Here is a 25013-nt window from a genome sequence, read left to right on the forward strand (position 1 = left end):
CTTACGTTGAGGGCGCTTTTGGCACCCGCCATAAATACCAGGCCGCAACGGTGCGAAACGGACTCCACCCCAACCCGATCTCAATCATCTGCTTACGCGTCGGCTGCACCTCCAACCCCTTCAACCGCCGATACCCTTCGCGCACACCAAAGTCATCCGCCGGCAGAATATCCGGGCGCTCCAGGCTGTAGATCAGCAACATCTCTACAGTCCAGCGCCCAACCCCGCGCAAACTGACCAACCGCTCGATCAGCGCCTCATCCTCCATCTCCAGCGCAGTCGAGTAATCCGGCACTACGCCGTCCAGCGTCGCCTGGGCAATCCCCTGAATCGTCGCAATCTTGCCGGCGGAAAACCCGCAACTGCGCATCTGATCGAACCCCGTCGCCAGAATCTGCTCCGGACGCGGAAACGTCTGCCCGGGAAACAACCCCACCAGCCGCCCGACAATCGCGTCGCCCGCCTTGGCGTGCAGTTGCTGATAGGCGATTGCCCGCACCAGCGACTCATAAGGATCCCGCGCCGGGTGCGGCTGATGCAGGCAAGGGCCGACCGCAGCGATGTGGCGCTGCCAGTCGGCGTCGAGGCTGGCCAGAAACTCGCTGGCCGGTTGATAAGGACCGGGCATGGCTTACTTCAGCAAACCGTTGACTTCACCATAGGTGAAGGCCTTGAGGTCATGGGTGTCGAGCTTGCCGCTGGCGAGAAAGCTTTTCACCAGCGAACCCATGGCGCCGTACATGAATTCGGCGATGCCGGAGCCGGCGCTCAAGCGGCGTACACCGAGGGTTTTCAGTTCGTCGGGCGAGGGCAGGCCGGCGAAGCCCAGGACGTTGACCGGCAAAGTCGTGCCTTTGCAGATGGCTTCGATTTCGTAGGCGGACGTCACGCCGGCAGCGAACAAACCATCAGCCCCGGCTGCCTGATACAGCGCGGCGCGGTGCAGGGTTTCGGCAACGCGATCCTCGGCCGGCACCAGACTTTTGAGGTAAACGTCGGTGCGGGCATTGATGAACAGCTTCACATCGCGCTTGTCGGAGACTTGCCGCGCGACTTCAATCTTGCGCGCCAGCAGTTCCGGCGTGCCGCTGCCGTCTTCGATATTGATCCCGACCGCGCCGGCGGCGACAACCGCATCGATCACTTCGGCAACCCGGTCGAGGTCATCGGAATAACCGGCCTCAATGTCCACGCTCAGCGGCACCTTGATGACACGGGCAATCGACTCCACGGTGCTGATCAAACGCTCCAGCGGCAGCGTGTTGCCATCCGGGTAACCATGGGCCCAGGCCACCGCGGCGCTGCTGGTGGCGACCGCTTTGCCGCCGAGTTGCTCGACCAGTCGCGCGCCGGTGGCGTCGGCAACGTTGGTCAGGATCAGCAGGCCATCGTGGTGCAACTGGTGAAACGGTGTGTCGAGCGCGTTCATCGAAATCCCTTCTTGTCGTCGTTCAGAAAGCCAGCGGTTGCGTCATTTGCACGGCAGCGTTTTCCAGTCTGAGCAGAAACGCCTTGCGCGGTTGCCCACCACCATAGCCGGTCAGCGAGCCGTCCGCACCGATCACCCGATGGCACGGCACGACAATCGACAGCCGATTGTGCCCGTTGGCCAGACCCACCGCGCGACTGGCGCCGGGTTTGCCCAGCCGCGCCGCGATGGTGCCGTAAGTGCTGGTGTGGCCGTAGGGGATCTGCCGCAGTTCGGCCCAGACCTGACGGGCAAACTCGCTGCCGGGCAGATGCAATGGCACGCTGAATTCGCTCAGCTTGCCGGCGAAGTACAGCGCCAGTTCGTTTTCGATCTGCTGCAAATGCGCGTTGTGTCCCGGCGCGACCACGTAGCCGTAGCGGTTTTGCAGTTCTTCGACTTCCCGGGTCAGCGCCGGGCGGTCGAGAAACTCCAGCAGCACCAGCCCACGTCGCTCGGCCATGGCGATCATCGGCCCCAGCGGCGTTGTCAGGCGGGTGAACAGCAGCGGCTCGCTGGCCGCCGCACGGCCCGGCGTGATGTGGAACGACTTCTGAAATGCGTCGCGAAAACCGCTGAGGGATTCATAACCGGAATCGAACGCCGCGTGGTCGATGGAGGTGCCTTGTTTGATCCCGCCCAAGGCTACGCCGAGCCGACGGGTACGCAGCCACGCATGGAAGGTCATACCGAAATGCTGCTTGAACCAGCGCCGCAGCTTCAGTGGTTCGATGCCTTCGGCGAGCAATTGTGCGTCGCTCCAGCGCAGCTCCGGATCGGCGTCCACGGCTTTCAATAGCCGTTGCACCCAGTCCGGGGCGATGGCGGCGGCGTCCAGCGGCTTGCAGCGCAAACAGGCGCGATAGCCGGCGGACAGGCAGTCGTCAGCGTGGGCGAAGAACTCGACGTTTTCCGGTTTCGGCTTGCGCGCCGTGCAGGTCGGGCGGCAGAAGATCCCGGTGGTTTTCACGGCCGTGAAGAACACGCCTTCATAGGCAGTGTCGCTTGCGAGCATGGCGCGAACCATTTCGGCGTGAGGGGGCAGGACAGCGGTCTGTATGTTCATGGGCCGAGGATAAAACCAGTTATTCGATGGCTCCACCGAAAAATCGACAGTGAATTTTCGGGCCGCTGCACTACAGTGATCGGGTCGCTACAACTCGGGAAATGAAGGTATGCCACCGTTCACGATTCACCACATCGATCACATCGTGCTGCGCGTTGCCGATCTGCAACGCAGCATTGATTTCTACGACCGGGTCTTCGGCGCCGAAGTGGTCAAGCGCAACGAAAAGTTCGGTCTGGTGCACCTGCGCGCCGGTACGTCGATGATCGATCTGGTCGACCTTGACGGCGAAATCGGCCGTAAGGGCGGCGCCGCTGCCGGCAGCGAACGGCGCAATGTCGATCACTTTTGCCTGCGCATCGAGCCGTTCGATGAAGAGGCATTGGTCAGCCATTTGCAATCCTGCGGTCTGACCGTCGACAAGGCCGCCACCCGTTTCGGTGCCGAGGGCAACGGCCTGTCGCTGTACTGCTTTGATCCGGACGGCAACCAGGTCGAACTCAAAGGCCCGTCCGAAGCCTAGGCGCGCTTGGCCATCAGCAACACCGAAGCCGCTGCCGACAACAGCCCCGCGCAGCAGCGATTGAAGATCCGTTTGCCGCGCGGCTCGGCGAACCAGCGACGCATGTGCAGGCCCATGTAGGCGTAGGCGCTGATGGCGATCCATTCCAGCAGCAGGAACAGCACGCCCAGCAGCATGAACTGCGGGGTGATGGCGCGGTTCGGGTCGACGAATTGCGGCAAGAAAGCGGTGAAGATCAGGATTGCCTTCGGATTACCCGCTGCCACCAGGAATTCCTGACGCGCCAGTGCCAGCAGGCCGCTCGCCGGCGCGGTAATGGCGTCTTCAGCGGCAGGATTCGCCCGCCACAGCTGCCACGCCAGATACAGAAGATACCCTGCGCCGACAATCTTGATCCCGTAGAACAACAACTCGGATGTTTGCAGCACCACCGCCAGCCCCGCCGCCGCGAGAGCGATCATCCCGGCGAACGCCAGTAGCCGACCGACCCCGGCCACGCAGGCGCGACGATAGCCATAGCGGGTGGCGTTGCTGACCGACAGCAGGTTGTTCGGGCCGGGTGCCATGTTCAAGGCGAAACAGGCGGGCAGAAACAGGGAAAGGGTGGCGAGATCCATGGCACGGGCTCCGGTGGCGGGACGGCTATTTTTATCACGCTGGCGGCAGGCCGGAACCGTACAGTCAGGCTGCGGAGTCGCGGTACAGCGATGGTCGGGTGTGAATCCGTTCGAACTTTCTTCCGCCCCGTCAACTCTGAAACCGTCACAGGGTGATGAATCCGCCAGAAAAAATTATCTGCCGGGTCAGAAAGGACAATTGCCGTGTAAGCTTTCGCGCCACGCGTTTCCATTCCCCCATGGCCCCAGGCGGCCCACTGTACGAGCGACTACATGCAAGCAAAGGCCCGCGAGGTTCATGTACCACCGGTATTGCAGGACCTGCGAGCCGGTACCGCCGAACTGCACATCGCACTGGAAAAACGCCTTCCTTTCTTCTCCGATACCCTTGATCTGCACGCTTTCGAGCGATTGATGCGCGCCTACTACGGCTTTTACCAGCCATTGGAAGCCGCAATGCAGGACAGCGGCGCGATCCCCGCCGATTTCGATCTGGTTTCGCGCCTCAAGGCGCCGACCCTGCATCGCGATCTGCAAGCGTTGGGCGCAAATCCAGAGGCTTTTTCAATCTGCCGCCAGTTGCCCGTCATCGACTCCGCCGCTGCAGGTCTGGGCGTGCTGTACGTGCTCGAAGGCGCGACCCTCGGCGGGCAGATCCTGCGCCGGGAAATCGCCACACGGTTGAGCCTTGGCGCAGACAACGGCGCGGCATTTCTGGACATCTACGGCGCCGCCACCGGCCGGCGCTGGCGCGATTTCATCGAATACCTGGGCAGCCGCCCGATGGACGCCGACGAGCGTGAAGCCGTCGTGGCGGCCGCCCACACCACATTCAGCTGTTTCGAGCGCTGGCTCGAAAGCCAGGAGGTTCTGGTATGACCCCGCAAGACAAAGAAGCCTTTGAAGAGTTGCTGGCCAACTGCGCCGACGAGCCGATCCGCTTTCCCGGCGCGATCCAGCCCCACGGTCTGCTGTTGACCCTGAGCGAGCCCGAGCTTTCGATCATCCAGATCAGCGCCAACGTCGAGACCTTGCTTGCACGCCCGGCACAGGAACTGATCGGCCAGCCGCTGCAAAGCCTGATCGGCGATGCCCACGCCGCGCAGGTTCGCGAGGCCTTGCAGCAACCGACCCTGTCCGACGCGCCGCCGCTGCACTTTCGCCTCAACGGCACCGCGTTCGAAGGCTTGCTGCATCGGCATCAGGATGTGCTGATCCTGGAGCTGGAAATCCACGTCGAAAACTTCCAGCCGCGCAACGTCGCCGGCACTGAAACCCACCTGGGGCGGATGCTCGCGCGCCTGCAAAAGGCCCAGAGCCTGCAGGCGCTGTACGACATCAGCGTCAAGGAAATCCAGGCCATGACCGGTTACGACCGGGTGCTTATCTATCGCTTCGAAGAGGAGGGCCACGGTCAGGTCATCGCCGAAGCGTCCGACCCGTCGATGGAAGTTTTCAACGGCTTGTTCTTCCCGGCCTCGGACATCCCCGAGCAGGCCCGGGAGCTGTACCGCACCAACTGGCTGCGGATCATTCCGAATGCCGACTACCAACCGGTGCCGCTGGTGCCCAAGTTGCGCCCGGACACCCAGACCCCGCTGGACCTGAGCTTCGCCACGCTGCGCAGCGTGTCGCCGATTCACTGCCAGTACATGAAGAACATGGGCGTGCTGTCTTCGATGAGCATTTCCCTGCTCAAGGGCGACAAACTCTGGGGCCTGATCAGTTGCGGCAACCGTCAGCCGTTGCACGTGCCCCACGAATTGCGCACGGCGTGCCAGACCATCGGCCAGGTGCTGTCGTTGCAGATCAGTGCGATGGAAGCGCTGGAAGTCAGCCGTCAACGGGAGGAAAAGGTCGAAGCGCTGGCGTTGCTTAATCAGGCGATGATCGATTCGCCGCAGAACGTCTTCGATGGCCTGGCCAACCAGCCGCAGGTCCTGATGGCGCTGGCCAATGCCGGTGGCATCGCGATCATCGAAGACAAGCAATTGCACCGTTACGGCAATTGCCCGGAGCCAGACGAGATTCGTGCCTTGCACAAGTGGCTGCAGGAGCGCGGCGAGCCGGTGTTTGCCAGTCATCACCTGGCCAGCGTTTATCCGCCGGCCGCGCAGTATCAGCAGGTCGCCAGCGGCGTGCTCGCCATGAGCCTGCCCAAACCGGTGGACAACGGCGTGCTGTGGTTCCGCCCCGAAGTCAAAGAGAACATCAACTGGAGTGGCGACCCGCGCAAGCCGCTGGACCTGGAAAACTCCGACGCCGGCCTGCGTCTGCGCCCGCGTACTTCGTTCGAAATCTGGAAGGTCGAGATGGCCGGGATCTCCACCAAATGGAGCCACGGCGATCTGTTTGCCGCCAACGACCTGCGCCGTTCGGCGCTGGAAAACGACCTGGCCCGCCAGGTGCGCCGCGAGCAGGAAGCGGTGCGCGCCCGCGATGAGCTGGTGGCGGTGGTTTCCCACGATCTGCGCAATCCGATGACGGTCATTTCGATGCTGTGCGGCATGATGCAAAAGGCTTTCAGCTCGGACGGCCCGCACACTTCGCGGCGCATCTCCACCGCCATCGACACCATGCAGCAAGCCGCCGGGCGCATGAACACGCTGCTGGAAGACTTGCTCGACACTTCGAAAATCGACGCCGGCCGCTACACCATCGCGCCGCAGAAACTCGATGTCGCACAGATGTTCGAAGAGGCGCAGTCACTGCTCGCGCCGCTGGCGCTGGACAAGGACATCAGCATCTCGTTCGAGGCCGATCCCGATCTGAGCATCCATGCCGACCCGGAGCGACTGTTTCAGGTGCTGTCGAATCTGGTCGGCAATGCGATCAAGTTCACCCCGCGTCTGGGCACGGTTGATGTGTATGCCAAATCGGTTGGTGACGACATCGTCTTCACGGTGCGCGACAGCGGCGAAGGCATTCCCAAGGATCACTTGCCGCATGTATTCGACCGTTACTGGACGGTGAAGGAAGGCAACCCGAACGGCACCGGGCTGGGCCTGTACATCACGCAGGGGATCGTCGAAGCCCATGGCGGGCGGATCGTGGCCGAGAGCGAGCCGGGGCAGGGCAGTGAATTCCGCTTCACTGTGCCTCGTCTGGACTGAGTACCGGTTCGCGTCGGGTGGCCTGCAACAGGGCCACCCATTCGGCGGCGAATCGATGGCAGTCGCCGGGCCAGCGCGCCGTGAGCAGGTTGCCGTCGCGCACCACAAAACCGATTTGCGGGTTTTCTGCCTGGTCGCGTTTGGCAATGAGCGGGCCGCGTATGAAGTCGGCCTTGTTGGCCAGTGCGGTTTTCACTTCTGCCTCGACCGTCTGTTTGTAGGTGCGGTAGTAGCGCCCCAGCCACGCAGCGGTCATCAGCCACGCCGGCAGCTCCATGGTTGCCGCGAGCAATGCCGTAACCTTGCGCCCGAACAACACCGAACGCCCGGTGTCGGGGTCGAGCGTGCGGGCCAGCAACAACACGCCATGACACACCGCTGCCACGGGTTTTTCGGCCTTGAAAAATTGCAGGGCGATCTGCTGGGCCTGTGTGGACTCCAGGAGCGTACGCATCCCTTTGGCATGACCACCGGGAATCAGCAGACCTTCAAATTGATTCGTGTCGACATCGGCATACGCCAGTGGCTGCCTGAACTCCTCGGACTCGATCATTTTCGCGTAACTGTCCAGATCGGCTTTGCGCGTCATCAGCATCGAACTCAACAGGCCGAAGCCGATGTCCACCAACCGTGGATCGGCATGAGCGGGCAAGCCTTGGGGGGTGGCAAAACGCACTTCGATGCCCGCATCGCGCATGGCCTGCCAGGGCACGCTGCTTTCGGTGGGGTCGTAATCGGCGGCTGGCAACAGAATCAGAATCATCGAGGGCGACTTCCTGGTCGAGAGTGGTCACTGACGTAGAGCGTAGTGGGTCTGCGCGTGTGGGGGTAATTTCGTTCAATACCCAAGGGCAGGGCGCTGGTTACCTTGAGCGCCTTGTTCCTCGATTTGAAGCAGGTGTGCGATGAGTCTGATTGTGTCGATGGCGGCGTTTGCCCTGGCCGCGTCCATTACCCCGGGGCCGGTGAATATCGTGGCGTTGAGTTCGGGGGCGCAGTTCGGCTTTCGTGCCAGCCAACGGCATGTGGCGGGGGCGACGCTGGGGTTTGTGTTGTTGCTGGTGTTGATGGGGCTGGGGCTGCATGAAGTGCTTACGCTGTGGCCGTCGCTGACCCGTATAGTGCAGCTGGCCGGGGTGGCGTTTCTGCTGTTCATGGCCTGGAAACTGGCCACCGATAACGGGCAGTTGAATACGGGAGAGTCGGGCAGGGCGCCATCGATGCTCTACGGCGCAGTCATGCAATGGCTCAATCCCAAGGCCTGGCTGGCCTGTGTGGCGGGTATGGGCGCGTTCGTGGCCGATGGCGAGGCGCGGCTGGTGTGGCAGTTTGCGGCGGTGTATCTGGTGATCTGTTATCTGTCGGTGGGTTGTTGGGTGTATGCCGGGACGTTCTTGCGCGGCTATCTCGGCAACCCGGCAGGGATGCGCTTGTTCAATCGGGTGATGGCGTTGTTGCTGGCGGTGAGTGCGGTGTATTTGCTGTTGCCCTGATCCGTACTCCGGAAAGCGTAGTACGGACCTGAGTTCAACTCATGCGAGAACTCTCAGAAAATGCCGTTGAGCTCCCTGAATACGTGGGGTGGCATGGCCGTGAAGCGGTTATCCCGCAGTTGACTGACTGAATACAAAGCGCTGGCGGTGCGGCCGTTTCCGTCACCGAACCCCTGGAAGCCGACTACAGCCCCCAACACCTGTTTATCAAAGTGCGGATGGCTTGGATTCAGGTTTTTCAGGTGCTGTTCGAGCAAGGCGAATCCGGTAGGGCTGCTGCCGTACTTGGTTGGTGCCCCGGCGTCGCGCACTCGTCCGACAGCCTCCGGCACCAGTTTGCGATGGATGTCCCGGATCACATTCGGGTCGGTCAGGGAGGCTTTGTTCGCTGAATACTCGCGCAACACGCCAAGGACATTGTCGAAGTCGTTGCCGTTGGAGGTCGAGCCTTTCAACATCCAGGCGGTCGCTCGTTGCGAAGGATCGGTATAGCCATGGGGATTGAACAGCGAATCGGGCATCACGTCGTCGTATGGGGATTTGCCCAGATCCAGTTTCAGAATGTTTTGCTGATAGCCCTTCATATACCTGGCTTTTTTGCTTTCAAGTTCGTACAGCACCGCCAGTGTTTCGGTATAGCCCTGCACAGTGCTGCGCGCATCGTTGAGCTGGACAGGATGGCCTTTGACGAACGCCTCCGTTAACTCTTCCAGTGCCTGTCGACCGATCAGCGACTCAAGATCGCCTGCCTGTTTCGACTGGTACGCGGTTTCCTTGACCGCGTTGTTCGCCAGGTGCCGCCATTCTGGTTCGGTAACGCCTCTGGGCAGTTTGAAGTTCTTGTCGCTCAGATGCGTGACAATATGCTGAGCGGTGTTGATCGCATCGGTCTTGAGCAACGCTCGCCCATGGGCCACCGTGTCCAGCGACATCCGCACTTGTGCAGCCGAGCTGGTGTGATCAAGGGCTTTGATAAGGTCATAGCTGTTTGCGCCGCTCAGTATTCGCAGTTGCTCCTTGGCCTGATGCGCAAGAGAGACGGCGTGCCCGCCAAGCTTTGTCACGCTTCGGCCAATGAGTTTGCCACCGGCCTTCAGCAGTTGCGGCAATCCTGACAGCGGGTTGAACAAGCTCAGGATTGTTTTTGCCAATGCCCGTGAAGCCGACAGCAGTTTACCGGCGATTGTCGCAGCTTTGCTGGCGGCTGCGGCAATGCCCGCAGGGGCGGCGAAAAGGGTGATGGCCAGTACGGCTGCGTCGACTATACAGTCGAAAATCGAACCACTTTGCTTTTTTGGATCTCCTGACGTCAGCCCTTCCACGCACCCCTTGAAGGGTATGATCAGGTTGAGAATCACGTTGAAGATGGCTTCGGTCTTTTCAATCGCCTCTTCCCGTACGGTTTGATTGAGACCCAGTTGGTGAATCTCGCTTTCGGTGATGTAAGGGTTCTTTTCGGCGATCAGGCTCGCAAGCTCCACTATACGTTCAGAGCTGAAAGAGGGAATCGGATCGTAGCCGTGGGAGTTGGCGCTGGCAGCAGCAAGCACACCGATCTTGCGTACGTTGATTCTCCATTTGATGCCGCCCGAGGGTACTACGTTCTTTAAGTAGGCTCTCAGATCGACAGGGACGTTTGTCATTTGTTTCTGATCGACGAATCGAGTGTCGAGATTGAAGTCGCCTCCGGAAACCAGCGGTGAAAAGAAGGTTTTCAATTCCGGGTTGTAGCGACACTCCATGCGCAATGGAAACAACTCAAAGCATTTGATGATGTGGTCGTGATGCGCGCACAAAATGATGCCGTAACGCCCCGTTTCGCCCGGGGTGTAGGTGGCAGGGCTGACACCACCGCGTCCGTTGGTTCTTTCGGGTTTGACATTGATTTTCTGAACGCAGTAAACGCCAATTGCAGCTTGTTTGAAAAATTCCGAATCCTGTAGAAACACTTTTGAAATGGCGATCTGGGCGCTGCGTCTCAGGCCTTCGACAATGGCATTGAAGCTGCGGGATGTTTCTGTTTCATAAAGTTCGGCAACGGGCGACAGAAAGGGCAGCTCCGGAAAGGATTTGTAGATACTGGTGCCTTTGATGCGGTCCCAGTCTTGAGTGTGAAGCTCATCCCCCATGTAAAGATCCAGCACCGATACCTTCCTGCCGGCACCACCGCCACTGCCGCGATGTTTCACCAGCAGTTCGTCTGGGTTGCAATTGGGCTCCAGGGATTTCAACTCTTGCAATGCGAGTTGTCTGCGATCGGGAAGCGGTCTGGAAAACTGTTCGGTGGCTTCCAGCACCATGTCGATGTACCGATCGTATTCGCGTATGGCGTGCTCGACGTCTTCCGGGCGGAGGCTGCCTGATGCATCTCGCTTGATGAGACCGTTCATCCAGGCCCAGGACACGATCGGATCCACCGAATCCTCTGCCTTCAATGCTGCCAGTGGCGCGAGCGTCTTTGCCGACTGACTGAACCCCATCAGATGTTGATAAGTCATTTTTCGGCTGACTCCGGGAACCAGCGTTTCGACCAGATGCACCGCCTGCGCAGCGACCACCCAGGCCGGCGTGCCTATCTCCAGGCCGGACGGCCAGTCGGGGAACAGATATTCAGGCGCCATGCCGGCCAGCACCATTTCCGCCACCAGCGGGGCGAGCAGGCTGTTGAGTCCGAGATTATCGACCAGGTGTTTTTCCAGTTGTTCTCGTACATCGCCTGGGTGTTTCATGAAGAAACGTTTGGCGTAAAGATCGAACCCGGCGAAGTGGGTGTTGGCTGCGTCGAGTTCCGGATCAAGGTCCAGCAGCAGAACCGCAATCAATAGCTGTTCTATCAGTTCGGGTGCCGGTTTTTTACTTGTCTCCCCGGGAAACCAGTCCAGTTTGGCCAGGTATTCTTTCGCTCGCCCGGAGCGCCATACCGTGTCCTCGATCAAGCGTTGGATACGATAGTCCGTACTGGTTGGCAGGTTCCCAGCCGAGGCACTCTCGCGTATCAGATCGCTGCCGTAGATGTGTACCAGTATGTCGTCTTCCCAAGTGTAGTGCCGTGTCACCTCGTGAATGATCATCCGGGCGTTTTCATCCAGTTTGAAAGGAGAATCGTCGGGGGTGTCCAGCAGTTCCCAATAGTTGCCGTACTTGGGTGGGAGGGGCAATGTCGAGAAGTTCAGCAGGTCAAGCAGTCCGCGGGTATCTTGCTCGTTGTCCGGTACTTGTAATCCGTTGAAACGCAGCCACTGGCCGAGGCAGATCTCATCACCCGAAACAATCCGGCCACCACTTGAGGCGGCGACCCTGGCCAACAGCTGGAGGGTGGTGTCGAAGTCCGCCAGACCAGCGACATCGCCAGTGATGTCTTGGGGGGAGACATATACTGTGGCCAGCCGATCATTGCTGGAGATCATATTTCGATAACTGAAGTGAAGCCGCCCCGCCTCGTCAACCAGAAAAATTGCATTGTCCGGAATATTGCGTCTTGCACGGACAAAGATTAATTCGTCATGGCGCAGGAGTATTGATAACGACACTTTGCCGTTGCGATGAGCCTGATCAAACGTGCTGCCCTCCACGCACGGAACAAGAATATCGTTCCATGCCCAATCGAGACGTGAAACAGCATATGTATCATCAATGAAGTTTGTGATGCACTCCATTACTTTCTGTTTCTGAAGCGTATTGGCGGAGTTGTGAGCGTAGTTGTCTATTGGCTTCATGATTAAGAATCCATTTTAAATTTTGAAATAAACAGGGTGTGGTGGTTTTTTGTGAAAGTTGTGTTTGTTCAGTAAATAGGTTTTTAGAGTAATGCGATAAAGCGGGAAGAGGGTATGGATTGGAATTCGAAGTGTTTCTTTAGAGGGCAAGAGTAAGGGGAGGAGACTGTTTTAATTGTCTGAGATGTTGCTGGCGATAAGATATGGTAAAAGACCGCGCCCCCTTCAACCGGGAGCGCGGGTTTTGTCGTACCGGTTCAAATCAACGTAATTTGTTGAATAGTGTTGAAGCTTGTGTCCGTGAGGCCACGCAACCTTGCGCCATTGCCTACGCATCCGCCAGAATCCGCCGGCTTGTGGGCCTTGGGGCCGGGTTCTATCGTGTGTCGGTCGCTGACGAATCAGCGATCGGGCTTGACCGTCCGACTCAATCAAGGCGCCAGCGTGCCGTTTCCGTTCAGCTCTCGTGGCTGTTCGTTTTATGGCGGTTGTGCGCGGGATACCTTCGGGTATGCCGGGTTCCTTGATTCCCGGTCGGTCAACCCGCGTACAGCTGCCACCTGTTTCGATTGACCGCGAACGGTTGCAGCTCCGCCATCAAGGAGCTTCACCATGATCAAACCAACACCAAACCCACCCGAAACCGACCCGACCTCGCCCTACGAAACCCTCGACTCCAAGAAATTCCACGAAGCCGCCGAACGCGCCCTCGACCACTACCTCAACCCGTTCCACCCCAGAAAACCTCTGCTCAAACCCAACTCCCGCTACCTCATCGCCCCCGGCATCGCGAACGAAGAACTGCTGGCCGACGCCTGCGAAACCCTGACCTCTGCCAAAACCATGGCCAGCGATTTCGCCGGGATGATCGATGCGCCGCAGCGGCATGTGCTGCTGGGCATCGGGCAACTGATCATGCTGGCGAAACTGGCGGTGAATCGGGTGCTGGATAATCTGGAGGTGGCGGCAGAGCCTCGGCCCTGAGTGATGAAACTGAAACGGCCCCTTCGCGGGGCCGTTTTTTCGTCTGAGGGAAAACTGTTAACGGATGACCATTCGTCTTGAAACCCATCTCGCCTGTCAGATCTGACAGGTGACGATCAACTCCTTTAACGGTGTGATGAGGCTCCATTCCGATATGGCTTGCGCCGGTGCCTGGAGAACAAAATGAACATCAACATCAATTCACTGGAAGCTGATGCAGCGCTGGCGCTGGATCCCTTGCATCTCCCCGGCTCGACACAAAATGTGCAGCCGCCGGGATATGCCCATCTCGGAGTGCCTCAGTCCATTTATCCGGCACCTCCTCCGGCGCCCGCAGGCCTGGCCATCGTGATTGATCCGTGGACGATGTTGGCCGGTTCGCCAAAAGGCGCTTTGGGCGGTGTGTTTGCTGCTTACGATAGCGTGAAGGTGTGGTTAAACGGCATCGCGACTTCCACGGGTGCAACCGTTTTGCCGGGTGATGAGACCAAACGGATATTGCTGTATCTGCCACTGGGATTACTGAGGGACGGTATCAACAAGATGTCTTACCGGGTGGAGCGATTGGGCGGGAATTACGAGGACTCTCGGATATTGGACGTGCTGTACAACAACCCGGCCTCCGGTATCGCGGTCAGCCACCCACCCAGCATCGCCCCGGGGCAGCCGGCCACGTTCACCCTCACGCGCAACTATCCACGCGAATATGACGTGATGACGCTGATCATAGGGACGTGGAGTAAAACAATTCCCTACGTCCATCCAGCCAATCCGGTCACCTACACCCTGACGACCACGGATCTTCAGCAGATCGGTGACGGCACCCATCCGGTGAGTGCCACGGTGGTCGATCAGTTGAGCAACAGCAATGCGTCGCCGACGACTTCAATCACCATTACAGCCAACCAGAAAGTGTATAACCCGCCGATCATCGTGGAGGCGGAGGCGAACAACAGGGTGCTGAACGTGGTAGCACTGAACGGCCAAAACGCCACGATTCATGTGCTGACCTGGACGGGCATGGTTGACGACCAGCCATGCTGGCTCAAATTGCTGGGGTTCAAGGCCGACGGCAGCGCGCATGACCTGCAACTCTGGAACGGCCTGCCGGCGCGGACTAATCCGACCTGGATCAGTCAGGGCAAATATGTGCAGACAGTGCTTAACAGCTATCTGGCGCAACTGGGAGACGGCAGGACACTGACGGTGCAGTTCTGGGTATCGGAGGACAAGAGCAACAACTTTGCGACGGCGACGAAGTTTGCGGATCAGGTTTACAGCGTCGAAGCCTTGGTAGACCAGAAACCAGACATTGGTTCGGTCAAGGGCTCACCAAGCGGCGTGGACATTCCCCCCTATGGCTCCACCTTCGAAACCAGCGTAGTGCTGACCGGTACCGCCGCCATTAACCAGAAGGTCGATGTGCTCGATGAAAGGACCTCAACAGGGGAAGCCACTGCCAGTGACAAGGGGATCTGGACGCACCCGGTCAGCAGTCTGGTGCCGGGGGTTCACCGCTTCATCGCCAAAGCCAAATATGGCAACGGGCAAGAATCGGACGTCAGAGTAATGTACGTCGACCGGGAAGTGACCATTCCAGTCGGAAAGTACCCGGGATTGGTCGCTATTCTTCCGGACGGCTCCTATGTCTACGTGTCTAATGCCGAGAGCAACTCAGTCTCGGTGGTTGATACCCGGAGTCAGACAGTCATCAAGACCATTCCAGTAGGGCAACTCCCGAATGGGATCGCTATTCGTCCAGATGGCACCCAAGCCTACGTGGCTAATCGGAACAACAACTCAGTCTCGGTGATTGATACCCGAAGTCAGTCGGTCATCGAGACCCTCTCACTCGGGGTCGGCGCGTACGATATCGCTTTTCATCCGAACGGTTACCACGCCTACGTATCTAGTTTCACAGAAAATGGTGCAATCTCGGAGATTGATACCCGGAGTCAGTCGGTCATCAAGACCATCCCCGTAGGGAAAAACCCGGCCGGGATCGCTTTTAATCGGGACGGCACTAATGCCTATGTTGCTAATTTCTACGGAAGGTCCGTCTCCGTGATTGATACCCGGAGTCTCACGGTAATAAAGACCATCCCCGACAGGGAGAACCCGCGAGCGTTCGCTATTCATCCGGATGGTTATCATATCTACATGACTGAGTCCGGAAACGGATCAATCTCGGTGATTGATACCCGGAATCAGTCGGTCATCGATACCGGCATCATCTCGGCCTACCCGATATATATCGTTATGCATCCGAACGGCTCCCGTTTCTACGTAACTGATAACAGAGACCATATTGTCTCGGTGGTTGATACCCGGAGTCTCAAGGTTATCAAGACCATCCCCGTCGGAAATGCCCCCCTAGGGATCGCTATACATCCGGATGGCACCCGTCTTTACATCGCTACTGCTTTGAGTAACACCCTCTTAATTGTTGCTGCTAATTAATCGCCCGTTACCCTCACGGCCCGCAGCCACCCGTCGCTACAGGAACAAGGACAACAAAGGGCAATAACAAAGGGGACCAATAACAAAGGGGACGGATTTATTAAATTAAGTCCGTCCTTTTTGCGCAATTATTCAAACCACTCCTGCCGCTCATTGAAGGTGCGTTGAATCAACTCAACCAAGGTCTGCACCTCCCCAACCGTCTGCGATTCACTGTTCACGAAAAAAGGGGACGCATTTATTTACCATGCTGTTGTATCCGTGAACGTGGCGAGCCTTGGGTTTAAAGGTGTTTAAGGATGCTTCCGGCAAGCCACAACGCCTTGCGCCTTTGCCTACGCATCCGCCAGAATCCGCCGGCTTGTGGGCCTTGGGGTCGGGTTCTATCGTGTGTCGGTCGCTGACGAATCAGCGACCGGGTTTCGCAGCCCGGATCAATCAAGGCGCCCAGAGCGTCGTTTCCGTTCAGCTTTTTTTGGCTGATCGCGTAATGGCGGTTGTGCGCGGGATACCTTCGGGTATGCCGGGTTCCTTGATTCCCGGTCTGCGAACCCGCGTACAGCTGTCACCTCCTTTCGTTTCGCAGCGAACCGTGGCAGCTCCATCAATCAGGGAGTTTTACCATGATCAAACCAACGCCAAACCCGCCCGAAACCGATCCGACCTCGCCCTACGAAACCCTCGACTCCAAGAAATTCCACGAAGCCGCCGAACGCGCCCTCGACCACTACCTCAACCCGTTCCACCCCAGAAAACCTCTGCTCAAACCCAACTCCCGCTACCTCATCGCCCCCGGCATCGCGAACGAAGAACTGCTGGCCGACGCCTGCGAAACCCTGACCTCTGCCAAAACCATGGCCAGCGATTTCGCCGGGATGATCGATGCGCCGCAGCGGCATGTGCTGCTGGGCATCGGGCAACTGATCATGCTGGCGGAACTGGCGGTGAATCGGGTGCTGGATAATCTGGAGGTGGCGGCAGAGCCTCGGCCCTGAGTGCTGAAACTGAAGCGGCCCCTGTGCGGGGCCGTTTTTGTTTGTGCTGGAAACCGTTTATCTGGAAAGCACGCTCACCTGTCAGATCTGACAGGTGACGGTGCACTCCTTTCGCGCTGTGATGTAACTCCATCAAAACTGCCACGCGTCGGGAGTACAAGATGAGCAGCTTCGTCCTTTCATCTCAAGTCAGCGCTTTACTCCAGCTCTATCCGATGGCCATCCCCGGAGCGAAAACCAACGTGCTTCCGGCCGGCACTTACGATCTTGGCATCTCCCGGAGCATTCATTCGCCGTCCACCGACCTTTACATGGTGATTGATCCGGTCACGTTTTTTTCCACCGCTTTTGCCGTGGGTGACTCGGTAGAGCTGTACGTCAACGGCCAGGCGACTTCTGTGATCAAACCTATCAAGAAGGGCGAAGAGAACGATCCCATCGAGATGTCGTTGCCATGGGGATGGCTGGTTAACGGCCTAAACACCCTGTTCTATCGGGTGACCCGAGTCAGCGGCAATTTCGAGGACTCGACTCCGATCCTCAATTTGCTGTTCAACAACCCGGCCCCCACCATCATCGTCAGCCATCCGCCCAGCATCGGTCCGGGACAGCCAGCGGTCATTACCCTCACCGTCGGTTACGCACGACCTTACGACACGGTCACCTTGACCATTGGCACCTGGAGCATCACGTTCACCAACCCCGATCCCACCAAGCCGGTCACACACCCCCTGACCGCCGCCGAACTCCAACAGATCGGCGATGGCACCCATCAGGTGTACGCCACTGTGGTCGATCAGTTGAGCAACCGCAATGTGTCGCCAACGACTTCAATCACCATTTCCGCCAACCAGAAAGTGTATAACCCGCCGATCATCGTGGAGGCGGAGGCAAACAACAGGATGCTGGACGTAACAGCACTGAACGGAAAAGACGCCACGATTCACGGCCTGATATGGACGGCAATCGCGGTGGGGCAGCAGGTCTGGCTCAAACTGACCGGACAGAAACCCGACGGCTCGACCGTCATCTTGCAGATCTGGAATGGCGGGGCCAGTCAGGTCAATGCGACCTGGGTCAGCCAGGGGTTCTGGCCCAAACCGTTGCCGGCCAGCTTTCTGTCCCAATTGAGGGATGCCTCCAGTTTGCGGATGGAATTCTGGGTATCGGAGGACAAGAGCAATAACTTTGCGACAGCGACTAAGTTTGCGGATCAGGTGTATACGATCAAGGCAGAGGCACTGGTTGATCCCGTCATCGAAAAAGTGAATGAAAATTCCTCCACTGGTGCGCTCGTCCAGAACGGAGGGTCGACCACGGCAACCACGCTGGTAATCAGCGGCAAGACGAGCGCGGGTAAACAGGTTCAGGTGCTGAAAGACGGGACACTGATCGACACGATCACGGCCAATGCTGCGGGTACTTTCTCTTATACCCACGCGGATGCGACGTTAGGCGAGCGCAGTTATACGGTCAGGGGGATCTACGGAAACTCACCAGTTTCCAGCCCGTACAACCTAACACGGGTAAAGCCGCTTTCGTTTGGCACCGACAGGGCATTGGCTACATCCAATTATCATGTTGCACAAAACAGGCCGCCTGCCAATCCGAACCCAACTGCTACTTACACTCAGGTGCCAGAGGGTGGCACTCCCCCTTATGACTTCTTTTCCAGTAACACGGGTGTGGCAGACATAGATCGTAACGGAAAAGTCCGGGCGGTCGGAAACGGTCAGGCCGTAATGACCGTGCAAGATAGTAAAGGCATGCGAGCAAGTCATACGGTTTCTGTTTCTGGGGTGGTCATCTATTACCATGCCGCCAGTTGGGGTGCACAAATCATGAACAATGCGGCGGCAATGGCTCAAAGCCTTGGTGGGAGATTACCTTCTCGTGCAGAGCTTCATGCATTGCATGCGACTTATCGTCCAGAGGGACAGCCGGATGTCGTGCTGGGATGGATGCGAACCCATCCGTTCTGGACGTATGAAGGTTATCCACTGGTCAATCACTTCTGGACGGTGTACTTCGGCAACAGTCAAGAGTCGTTCGCTCATAGTTGGCAGGGGCCCAGTGCCGTGGCGGTACGATTGAATTAGAAGTAAAAAGAGTAAAAGGGGACGGAGAGTAAAAGGGGACGCATTTATTTACCTACGGCAAATTCATGACCATTGACTTTGCCGGTTATCCCTCACGGCCCGCAGCAATGCGGGCCGTTTTTGTTTTCACCCCCGATACTGCCCCGGCGTAGCCGCCAGATGCTGCTTGAACGCCCGCTGAAAATGCGCCTGATCGGCAAACCCGGCCTCCAGCGCCACGTCCGCAATCAACTGCCCGCGCCGCAGACACTCGCGGGCAAACTGAATACGCTGATTGACCAAAAACGCATGGGGCGTCATGCCGAAGTGCTGTTTGAAGGCGCGGATCAAATAGGACGGTGACAGCTCGGCAGCGGCGCAGATGTCGTCGAGGCTGAGCAGGTCGGTGCAGTTCTGGCGGATGAAGTCGGCGGCGCGTTCGAGTTTGAAGTTTGGCTCGCGCAACGGTTGCGCGATGGGGTTCAGGCGCAGTTGCAGGTCGCTGAAGAACTCTACCGCTGCGCTCTGTTTGCGCAACACGTCTTGCTGCTCGTCGACCAATATCGCGTACAACGCATTCAAGTCGCGAAACAGGCGAGCATCATTCAAATGGGTATCGGAAAACCGCCGAAACTCAAGGTCCGCACTGAACCCCAGCTGATGCTGCAAATCGGTCAGCCACGGCGTTTCCACATACAACATCAGATACGACCACGGCTGATCATCGATCGGGTTGCACGCGTGGACGTCCCCCGGATTCATCAGCACCACCGTGCCGGCCGCCACTTCAAACGAGGATTGCTCATGCACATAGGTGCTGCGCCCGGCGGTGATCGCGCCGATGGAAAAGTGCGCGTGGGAGTGTCGTGAGTAGCAGACCTCGCGGCCATCGGCGATGGCCCGGGCCTCGATGAAGGGCAGGGCGTTGTCGCGCCAGAAACGCGGGGCTTGTTCGGGGTTCTTGGCGGCAACTTTCATTGTTGGGGTTCTCGGCAGGCCAGTGCCCGAGTGTATTAGCTCTGGCCGGCGAAGGCTCGCTCCAGTTCGGCGATGTCGAGCTTTTTCATCCCGAGCATGGCCTGCATCGCCCGTTGGGCCTTGCTCTGGTCGGCGTCGGTCATCATGTGCATGAACGCCACCGGCACGATCTGCCACGACACGCCGAACTTGTCCTTGAGCCAGCCGCATTGCTGCGCCTCCACCGGGCCGCCGGCAGACAGGTTGCCCCAGAAATGGTCGACCTCTTCCTGGTTCTGGCAATTGACCTGAAACGAAATCGCCTCATTGAACTTGAACACCGGCCCGCCATTGAGCCCGGTAAATGTCTGGCCGTCGAGTTCGAAACTGACGGTCATCACCGAGCCTTCGGGGCGGCCGTGAAACTCCTGGCCGGCCTTGCCGTAGTGGGTGAGGGCGGTGATTTTCGAGTGGTCGAAGATCGAGCAGTAAAACTTCGCCGCCGCTTCGGCCTGATCGTCGAACCACAGGCAGGGTGTCAGTTTTTGAAAGCGTTGCATGGCAGTCATCCTCGGCAGGTTGGACACGCTGGATTAATAGCGTAGTCAGTCCGGGGCAGGGCGTAGGCACCATAGATCGACAAGTGCGCCTAGAAACGATTGTCGTTAGACTTGCCGCCCCGATTTTGCCGCAAGGATGCTCTGCAACATGTCTGTCTCTCGTGCGTTGTTTTTTCTCTGCCTGTTTGGCGCCGCTTCGGCCAGTGCCGACCCGCTGAGCTGCCAGCTCACCGATCCGGCAAACAGCTACAGCATCGATGTGAAAGTCGACCACCTGCCGACGCAGAACTTCGAACCGGTGGCGGCGCAAGTCACCCTGCGCGACAAGTCCAGTGGCGAAGTCTTGCAACGCATCGATGCTGTCGAGGCTACGGATCTGATTCCGATTGACGATTCGGCCCGGATATTGCGATGTGACGAACAACGGCTGTTGGTGTTTGGCGACTTCAATTTCGATGGGCATCAGGATCTGGCAATCCGTAACGGCAATGACGGCGGCTACGCGGCAGCTTCCTATGACGTCTATCTGTTCGATCCGTCGAGCCCGGTGCTGGTACTGAACAAGGCGTTGTCGGCGCTGACTCGCGAACCGTATCTGGGGTTGTTCGAAGTCGATTCCACTGCTCGACTGCTCGTCACTCATTCGAAAAGCGGTTGCTGCTGGCGTCAGACTATCAACTGGCAGGTGCAGGACAATTCGCCGGTCAAGGTGGCCGAAAAAGTCGAGGTCGCGCAGCGGCCGTCCGAAGGCAGTCCGCTGATGCCGGCGGGTTATAACGATGTCACCCAGCGGGAATTGAAGGACGGCAAATGGCTGGAGCAGCGTCGCCTTGAAGGACCGGTGGGTGAAGCGCCGGTGATGCTGCGGGGCAAGCTCGACGGCAGGATCGCATTCGAGCTGTGGTGGCAGATGTTGGGTGGCGTCTACATTGGCGAGGTTCGTTATACGAAAACGGGCAATGGCCAACCGATCCGGCTGGTGGGCGAAACCTACGATGATGGAGCCGTGCTGCTGCATGAGCTGGATGCTCAGGGCCGTGTCACCGGCGACTGGTACGTGGCAGGTGAGCCTGATGAGCACGGCTTTCAGGGCGGAACATGGCACAACGGCGACAAGTCCCTGATCTTCGAAGCGCGACCGACTGCTTTCCGGGTTGCACCGCAAAAGTTTCAGACGCCCACGGGCGATCAGCGTGAGGGACGTTACGTGATGATGGCGTCGGACGGGCGATCGGCGTGGCTGACGATCAAGATTACGCCGGCCACCGAGAAGGGCGCGGGTGAGCAGGCGTCCATCCAGATGGCTGTGACGCAGGCGGGAAAACCACCCCGCCAGGAAACCCGGCAATGGCCGTTGCAGGCGGGCAATCTGGTGATTGGTCAGGATCAGCTCGCCGAGCCGCTCTATCGTCTGCGCCTGCTCGACGGAGCGGTGCAAGTGGAGGGTGCCGGTGAGTTCTCTGATTTCAGAGGGGCTTACGCAAAACAACCCTGAAGACGATTGTTGTCTTTATGACAAACATGGAAGTCAATATGACTCTATCTGGGTGGAGTCATAATGACTTCTTTTGGATTATGCAGCTGATTTATAACGATAAAAAAACTGGCACAAGAGTTGATACATCAATCGTACAAACTGATCCGCTCAGGAGTACGAAAAAATGTTCACTTTCTTCGAGAATCCGCTGAACGTTCTGCACCTGTCGAGCAAGATCCTCGTCGCCGGTCTGGTGATGTTGCTGGCCGGTATCTACGGCGCCTACCTTTATCAGGGCCACGTGCCGATTGCGCTGCTGGTGGCGATGCACGCCATGACCATCATCGGTCCGACGCTGCTGAAAATCGGCTACGTGATGCGGCTCCTGTCGCAATATCGGCTGGGCCGGCATCATGCCGCCGTGGTGGCTTGAACATGCGCAGACTCGCCAATGCACCGCTGTTCAGCCTGGGCTTCCGGCCGCTGTTTCTGGCCGGGGCCGGATTCGCCGCGTTGGCGATCCTGATCTGGGGTCTGTGGCTTTACGGCCATTGGTTCGACTTGCAACCGGCGGGCGGCATGCTCGCCTGGCATCGGCATGAAATGCCGTTCGGTTTCGCGACGGCAATCGTTGCCGGTTTTTTGCTGACGGCGGTGCCCAACTGGACGGGGATTCCCGGCGTGCGCGGCGGGGCGTTGATCGTTTTGGTGTCGGTTTGGCTGCTCGGTCGAGTGGTGTGGTGGATGCCGTTGCCCGTTGGATTGATCCTCGCGTTGCAATGGGCATTTCTGCCCCTGTTGGCGGTGGTGCTGGCACGGGATCTGGTCGCCGCGCGCAAACGTGATAACTACCCGATTGTGTTGGTGCTCGGGTTGATGGCGGGGTGTCAGGCGCTGACTTTGATTGGCTTGTACAACGACGACGCAGGTCTGCAACGCCAGGGTGTTCTGGGCGCTTTGTGGCTGGTGGCGGCGCTGATAACCGTGATTGGCGGGCGGGTGATTCCGTTTTTCATCCAGCGCGGCTTGAACCGTCCACCGGCGCCGGCCGCCCATCCGTTGCCCACGCGATTGCTGTTGATCGGCAGTCTGCTGACGGCGATCACGTTTGCGGCGGGTCTCAATAATTCACCCCGGCTGTGGCTGGCAGCGCTGTTTGCGCTCACCGGCAGTTTGCAGATACTGCGGCTGATCCGCTGGCATGATCGCGGGATGTGGAGGGTGCCGTTGCTCTGGTCGTTGTACCTGGCTTACGGCTGGATGGCGCTGGCGATCTGGGCCATGGCAGCGTGGCATCTGGGGCTGCTCGGCCAGCAAAGTCTGGCGACTCATGCGCTGGCCGTTGGCGGTGTCGGCGGCTTGATTCTGGCGATGATTGCGCGAGTCAGCCTCGGTCACACTGGCCGCTTGTTGCAACCGGCGAAGGGCGTGGTGCTTGGATTTGCACTGGTGTTGATCGCGGCGGGTTGCCGGGTGTTGCTGGTGCCGTTTTCCAGTCTGGGGCTTGGGTTGTCGGTGTTGCTCTGGTGCGCGGGGTTCGCGCTGTTTTTACGGCATTACACCGGGATCCTGCTCAAACCGAGGTTGTAGATTCTTTAGCCGCGACGCTCGGCAATCATCAGCAACGACTGCGGCACGGAGCTTTGCGGATGCTGCGGCTCGCGCAGACTGTTCAACTGAAACCCGGCCATGTCCAGCGCATTCAGCCAGCTGGACAAGGTGCGGAAATACCACGGCATCGGCTGCCACTGGCCTTTGAACCCGTCGAAGGTTTCCTCCCGCCAGCCATCCTGATAATCACCCGCGGCCACCGACCATGGATGCAGCGTCTGGATCACCAGCGCGCCGCCGGGCACGAGCAGGGCGTTCATGGCGGCGAGCAGCGGGATGATGTCCTGATGCAGCAGGGAGAAGTTGGCGCAGATCAGGTCGTAGCCATGGCCGATGTCGACTTTTGCTTCCACCAGCTCTTCATAACTGGCGACGTGCACTGGAGACGATCCCGCCGCTTGTGCGGCCTCGACCAGCGTGGCATCACCGTCCACGCCAACTGCTTCGATCCCGCGTTCGGCCAGCGCCCGCAACAGCCAGCCTTCGCCGCATCCCAGATCGAGCACGCGCTCCGGCTGGCGCCCCATCACCGCCAACAGAATCGCCTGATCGGTGACTTGTTGGCGGCTTTCAATGGCGCCACTGCGGATGGCTTCGGTCCAGGCCTGAGCGTTGTGGCTCCAGCTCTGGAGGAGGATGGATTCAGGCGAGGACATGGCGAACTCCAAGAAAGCGGATGCAGGCAAGGATAGGTCAGGTGCAGTCCGCCAGACGAATCCGGTTGCGTCCGCCGCGCTTGGATTCGTAGAGCGCGCTGTCACCCTGTTCGATCAATGCCGCGAGGCTGGCCGGTGGCTGGTCGAAAACCTTGGCGCCGATGCTCAAGGTGACGGCTTCAGGAGTGATGTAGGCCTGCGCAGTCATCGCCTGAAACTGCTCACGCAGCTCGCTGCCCAGCACCATGATCTGTTCGTGGGAAGCATCGCCCAGCAACATGACGAATTCGTCACCGCCCAGCCTTGCCGCCAGCGCGCCCTGAGGCAACTGCGAGCGGATCATTTCGCTGAGCGAAATCAGCAAGCGGTCGCCGGCGGTGTGGCCATACAGATCGTTGATCAGTTTGAAGTTGTCGATGTCGATCAGCAGCAGGGCGCCGGGGCGAGAGCTGGATACTTGATCGAGCAGACGCGGCGCGCGGACTTCGAGGGCGCGGCGGTTGTACAGCGCGGTCAGCGGATCCCGGGCGGCCAGTTCGGCGATCTGTTTTTCCCGGCGGTAGCGCTCGGTGCCGGTCATCGACAGCGCGATCAGCATGATTGCCATCGCGCCTTCGACCAGGGAGACCTGGATGATCTCGCCGCGCAGCGACGCCAGATCGATCAAAGTGCCCGGAATCACCGCGATGATCGCCTTGGTGAAATAGAACGCGCCGTGGATCAGCAGCACATAACGCAGTTGCACGGCGCCGATGCTCAGCGACTTGCCGTGAGGGCGCAGCAACAGACTGGCTCGCAGCATCAACGCGGCAACCAGCAGCGAGTTGGCCACCAGCATGATCTTCGACCACGACGGATCTTCCGGTAACAGCAGCAACGCCAGCCACACGAGGAACATCAAGTACCAGGCTCGCGATAACGACCTCTGGGTAAACCGCGCGACGCCCAGCAGGAACAGCCAGTGAGCCACCACCAGCAAGCCGTTGGCGAACCAGATGCCAATCAGCGGATAACCGTTGGCGCGCAGCAGGGCCAGGCTCGAACCGACGGTGATGGTGGCGAAACCGGCGCTCCAGAACAGCAACGAGGATTCGCGGATGCTGCGCCATTCGACCGCCAGGTAAAGGGCAGCCGCCGCTGCCAGAGCGGTGGAAATGGTCAACATCGTAAGGGGGTCGAGCGCCATGAATGGAGTGGTCTGTCTGAATGGTGGTAATGGGCCACGATTGTAAGCGTTCC

At 58.9% G+C, this 25013-nt stretch carries 21 protein-coding genes; 11 read left to right on the top strand and 10 right to left on the bottom strand.

Annotation, left to right across the window (positions count from 1 at the left end):
- Position 1 precedes the first annotated feature (1 nt).
- From AC07NR_RS20190 to AC07NR_RS20200, 3 genes are read right to left on the bottom strand one after another with little or no spacing between them, the layout of a single operon-like run.
- Positions 2-628 (bottom strand): DNA-3-methyladenine glycosylase family protein, encoded by a 627-nt coding sequence (locus tag AC07NR_RS20190; RefSeq protein WP_495079262.1) that lies wholly within the window; start codon positions 626-628, stop codon positions 2-4.
- 3 nt (positions 629-631) lie between these two features.
- Positions 632-1429 carry an isocitrate lyase/PEP mutase family protein gene (locus AC07NR_RS20195; protein WP_495079263.1) on the bottom strand — a complete coding sequence of 266 codons (798 nt, stop codon included), beginning with the start codon at positions 1427-1429 and terminating at the stop codon, positions 632-634.
- Between the two features lie 22 nt (positions 1430-1451).
- Entirely contained in the window at positions 1452-2534 is a 1083-nt protein-coding gene (locus AC07NR_RS20200; protein ID WP_495079264.1) for a bifunctional transcriptional activator/DNA repair enzyme AdaA, read from the bottom strand.
- A gap of 109 nt (positions 2535-2643) precedes the next feature.
- Here AC07NR_RS20200 and AC07NR_RS20205 point away from each other — a divergent pair, with 109 nt between their 5' ends.
- Positions 2644-3057: a VOC family protein gene (locus tag AC07NR_RS20205; protein ID WP_493091688.1), complete on the top strand. Its 414-nt coding sequence runs from the start codon at positions 2644-2646 to the stop codon at positions 3055-3057.
- Here AC07NR_RS20205 and AC07NR_RS20210 read toward each other — a convergent pair.
- Positions 3054-3674 carry a LysE family translocator gene (locus AC07NR_RS20210; RefSeq protein WP_114882264.1) on the bottom strand — a complete coding sequence of 207 codons (621 nt, stop codon included), beginning with the start codon at positions 3672-3674 and terminating at the stop codon, positions 3054-3056. The two genes, AC07NR_RS20205 and AC07NR_RS20210, sit on opposite strands and share 4 nt — an antisense overlap.
- A 273-nt stretch (positions 3675-3947) precedes the next feature.
- Here AC07NR_RS20210 and AC07NR_RS20215 point away from each other — a divergent pair, with 273 nt between their 5' ends.
- Together AC07NR_RS20215 and AC07NR_RS20220 are read left to right on the top strand one after the other, a co-directional pair.
- Positions 3948-4553, top strand: coding sequence for a biliverdin-producing heme oxygenase (locus AC07NR_RS20215; protein WP_423205383.1), 606 nt, complete (start codon positions 3948-3950; stop codon positions 4551-4553).
- Positions 4550-6787, top strand: a complete 2238-nt coding sequence (locus AC07NR_RS20220) for an ATP-binding protein (RefSeq protein WP_495079265.1) — start codon at positions 4550-4552, stop codon at positions 6785-6787. The genes AC07NR_RS20215 and AC07NR_RS20220 overlap by 4 nt, the downstream gene beginning before the upstream one ends.
- Here the strand turns inward: AC07NR_RS20220 and AC07NR_RS20225 are convergent.
- Positions 6765-7550 carry a type 1 glutamine amidotransferase domain-containing protein gene (locus tag AC07NR_RS20225; RefSeq protein WP_495079266.1) on the bottom strand — a complete coding sequence of 262 codons (786 nt, stop codon included), beginning with the start codon at positions 7548-7550 and terminating at the stop codon, positions 6765-6767. The genes AC07NR_RS20220 and AC07NR_RS20225 overlap by 23 nt on opposite strands.
- 142 nt (positions 7551-7692) lie before the next feature.
- Between AC07NR_RS20225 and AC07NR_RS20230 the strand changes: the two genes are divergently transcribed.
- Positions 7693-8280, top strand: a complete 588-nt coding sequence (locus AC07NR_RS20230) for a LysE family translocator (protein WP_495079267.1) — start codon at positions 7693-7695, stop codon at positions 8278-8280.
- 53 nt (positions 8281-8333) lie between these two features.
- Here AC07NR_RS20230 and AC07NR_RS20235 read toward each other — a convergent pair whose 3' ends face one another.
- A complete protein-coding gene (locus tag AC07NR_RS20235) occupies positions 8334-11996 on the bottom strand; it encodes a hypothetical protein (RefSeq protein ID WP_495079268.1) in 3663 nt (1220 codons plus the stop codon).
- A gap of 612 nt (positions 11997-12608) precedes the next feature.
- On the opposite strand from AC07NR_RS20235, the gene AC07NR_RS20240 reads away from it, so the two are divergent.
- The 4 genes from AC07NR_RS20240 to AC07NR_RS20255 all read left to right on the top strand — a co-directional run bounded on the left by AC07NR_RS20240 (position 12609) and on the right by AC07NR_RS20255 (position 18534).
- Positions 12609-12980, top strand: a complete 372-nt coding sequence (locus tag AC07NR_RS20240) for a DUF6124 family protein (RefSeq protein WP_495079269.1) — start codon at positions 12609-12611, stop codon at positions 12978-12980.
- A 183-nt stretch (positions 12981-13163) separates the two neighbouring features.
- Positions 13164-15440, top strand: a complete 2277-nt coding sequence (locus AC07NR_RS20245; protein ID WP_495079270.1) for a YVTN family beta-propeller repeat protein — start codon at positions 13164-13166, stop codon at positions 15438-15440.
- A gap of 623 nt (positions 15441-16063) precedes the next feature.
- Positions 16064-16435 carry a DUF6124 family protein gene (locus tag AC07NR_RS20250; protein WP_248738967.1) on the top strand — a complete coding sequence of 124 codons (372 nt, stop codon included), beginning with the start codon at positions 16064-16066 and terminating at the stop codon, positions 16433-16435.
- A 161-nt stretch (positions 16436-16596) separates the two neighbouring features.
- Entirely contained in the window at positions 16597-18534 is a 1938-nt protein-coding gene (locus AC07NR_RS20255) for an immunoglobulin-like domain-containing protein (protein ID WP_495079271.1), read from the top strand.
- 126 nt (positions 18535-18660) lie between these two features.
- On the opposite strand, the gene AC07NR_RS20260 is transcribed toward AC07NR_RS20255, so the two are convergent.
- Together AC07NR_RS20260 and AC07NR_RS20265 are read right to left on the bottom strand one after the other, a co-directional pair.
- Positions 18661-19491, bottom strand: coding sequence for an AraC family ligand binding domain-containing protein (locus AC07NR_RS20260; protein ID WP_495079272.1), 831 nt, complete (start codon positions 19489-19491; stop codon positions 18661-18663).
- Between the two features lie 35 nt (positions 19492-19526).
- Positions 19527-20030 (bottom strand): VOC family protein, encoded by a 504-nt coding sequence (locus AC07NR_RS20265; protein WP_495079273.1) that lies wholly within the window; start codon positions 20028-20030, stop codon positions 19527-19529.
- Between the two features lie 148 nt (positions 20031-20178).
- On the opposite strand from AC07NR_RS20265, the gene AC07NR_RS20270 reads away from it, so the two are divergent.
- The 3 genes from AC07NR_RS20270 (at position 20179) to AC07NR_RS20280 (ending at position 23097) form a co-directional block, all read left to right on the top strand.
- Positions 20179-21525 carry an FG-GAP repeat protein gene (locus AC07NR_RS20270; protein WP_495079274.1) on the top strand — a complete coding sequence of 449 codons (1347 nt, stop codon included), beginning with the start codon at positions 20179-20181 and terminating at the stop codon, positions 21523-21525.
- A gap of 166 nt (positions 21526-21691) precedes the next feature.
- The gene (locus AC07NR_RS20275) at positions 21692-21940 is read left to right on the top strand and encodes a transmembrane sensor/regulator PpyR (protein WP_495079275.1); all 249 of its coding nucleotides are present in this window, start codon (positions 21692-21694) and stop codon (positions 21938-21940) included.
- Between the two features lie 2 nt (positions 21941-21942).
- Positions 21943-23097, top strand: a complete 1155-nt coding sequence (locus AC07NR_RS20280) for an NnrS family protein (RefSeq protein ID WP_495079276.1) — start codon at positions 21943-21945, stop codon at positions 23095-23097.
- A 5-nt stretch (positions 23098-23102) separates the two neighbouring features.
- Here AC07NR_RS20280 and AC07NR_RS20285 read toward each other — a convergent pair whose 3' ends face one another.
- Both AC07NR_RS20285 and AC07NR_RS20290 read right to left on the bottom strand, forming a co-directional pair.
- Positions 23103-23774, bottom strand: a complete 672-nt coding sequence (locus AC07NR_RS20285) for a class I SAM-dependent methyltransferase (RefSeq protein ID WP_495079277.1) — start codon at positions 23772-23774, stop codon at positions 23103-23105.
- A 37-nt stretch (positions 23775-23811) separates the two neighbouring features.
- Positions 23812-24960, bottom strand: coding sequence for a GGDEF domain-containing protein (locus AC07NR_RS20290; protein WP_495079278.1), 1149 nt, complete (start codon positions 24958-24960; stop codon positions 23812-23814).
- Positions 24961-25013: the final 53 nt, after the last annotated feature.

This window comes from Pseudomonas sp. GW821-FHT09C09 (assembly GCF_059418105.1).

Excerpts from the sequence above, each read along its gene's own strand:
- AC07NR_RS20190 (WP_495079262.1), bottom strand. The coding sequence starts at position 628 with ATGCCCGGTCCTTATCAACCGGCCAGCGAGTTTCTGGCCAGCCTCGAC.
- AC07NR_RS20195 (WP_495079263.1), bottom strand. The coding sequence starts at position 1,429 with ATGAACGCGCTCGACACACCGTTTCACCAGTTGCACCACGATGGCCTG.
- AC07NR_RS20200 (WP_495079264.1), bottom strand. The coding sequence starts at position 2,534 with ATGAACATACAGACCGCTGTCCTGCCCCCTCACGCCGAAATGGTTCGC.
- AC07NR_RS20205 (WP_493091688.1), top strand. The coding sequence starts at position 2,644 with ATGCCACCGTTCACGATTCACCACATCGATCACATCGTGCTGCGCGTT.
- AC07NR_RS20210 (WP_114882264.1), bottom strand. The coding sequence starts at position 3,674 with ATGGATCTCGCCACCCTTTCCCTGTTTCTGCCCGCCTGTTTCGCCTTG.
- AC07NR_RS20215 (WP_423205383.1), top strand. The coding sequence starts at position 3,948 with ATGCAAGCAAAGGCCCGCGAGGTTCATGTACCACCGGTATTGCAGGAC.
- AC07NR_RS20220 (WP_495079265.1), top strand. The coding sequence starts at position 4,550 with ATGACCCCGCAAGACAAAGAAGCCTTTGAAGAGTTGCTGGCCAACTGC.
- AC07NR_RS20225 (WP_495079266.1), bottom strand. The coding sequence starts at position 7,550 with ATGATTCTGATTCTGTTGCCAGCCGCCGATTACGACCCCACCGAAAGC.
- AC07NR_RS20230 (WP_495079267.1), top strand. The coding sequence starts at position 7,693 with ATGAGTCTGATTGTGTCGATGGCGGCGTTTGCCCTGGCCGCGTCCATT.
- AC07NR_RS20235 (WP_495079268.1), bottom strand. The coding sequence starts at position 11,996 with ATGAAGCCAATAGACAACTACGCTCACAACTCCGCCAATACGCTTCAG.
- AC07NR_RS20240 (WP_495079269.1), top strand. The coding sequence starts at position 12,609 with ATGATCAAACCAACACCAAACCCACCCGAAACCGACCCGACCTCGCCC.
- AC07NR_RS20245 (WP_495079270.1), top strand. The coding sequence starts at position 13,164 with ATGAACATCAACATCAATTCACTGGAAGCTGATGCAGCGCTGGCGCTG.
- AC07NR_RS20250 (WP_248738967.1), top strand. The coding sequence starts at position 16,064 with ATGATCAAACCAACGCCAAACCCGCCCGAAACCGATCCGACCTCGCCC.
- AC07NR_RS20255 (WP_495079271.1), top strand. The coding sequence starts at position 16,597 with ATGAGCAGCTTCGTCCTTTCATCTCAAGTCAGCGCTTTACTCCAGCTC.
- AC07NR_RS20260 (WP_495079272.1), bottom strand. The coding sequence starts at position 19,491 with ATGAAAGTTGCCGCCAAGAACCCCGAACAAGCCCCGCGTTTCTGGCGC.
- AC07NR_RS20265 (WP_495079273.1), bottom strand. The coding sequence starts at position 20,030 with ATGCAACGCTTTCAAAAACTGACACCCTGCCTGTGGTTCGACGATCAG.
- AC07NR_RS20270 (WP_495079274.1), top strand. The coding sequence starts at position 20,179 with ATGTCTGTCTCTCGTGCGTTGTTTTTTCTCTGCCTGTTTGGCGCCGCT.
- AC07NR_RS20275 (WP_495079275.1), top strand. The coding sequence starts at position 21,692 with ATGTTCACTTTCTTCGAGAATCCGCTGAACGTTCTGCACCTGTCGAGC.
- AC07NR_RS20280 (WP_495079276.1), top strand. The coding sequence starts at position 21,943 with ATGCGCAGACTCGCCAATGCACCGCTGTTCAGCCTGGGCTTCCGGCCG.
- AC07NR_RS20285 (WP_495079277.1), bottom strand. The coding sequence starts at position 23,774 with ATGTCCTCGCCTGAATCCATCCTCCTCCAGAGCTGGAGCCACAACGCT.
- AC07NR_RS20290 (WP_495079278.1), bottom strand. The coding sequence starts at position 24,960 with ATGGCGCTCGACCCCCTTACGATGTTGACCATTTCCACCGCTCTGGCA.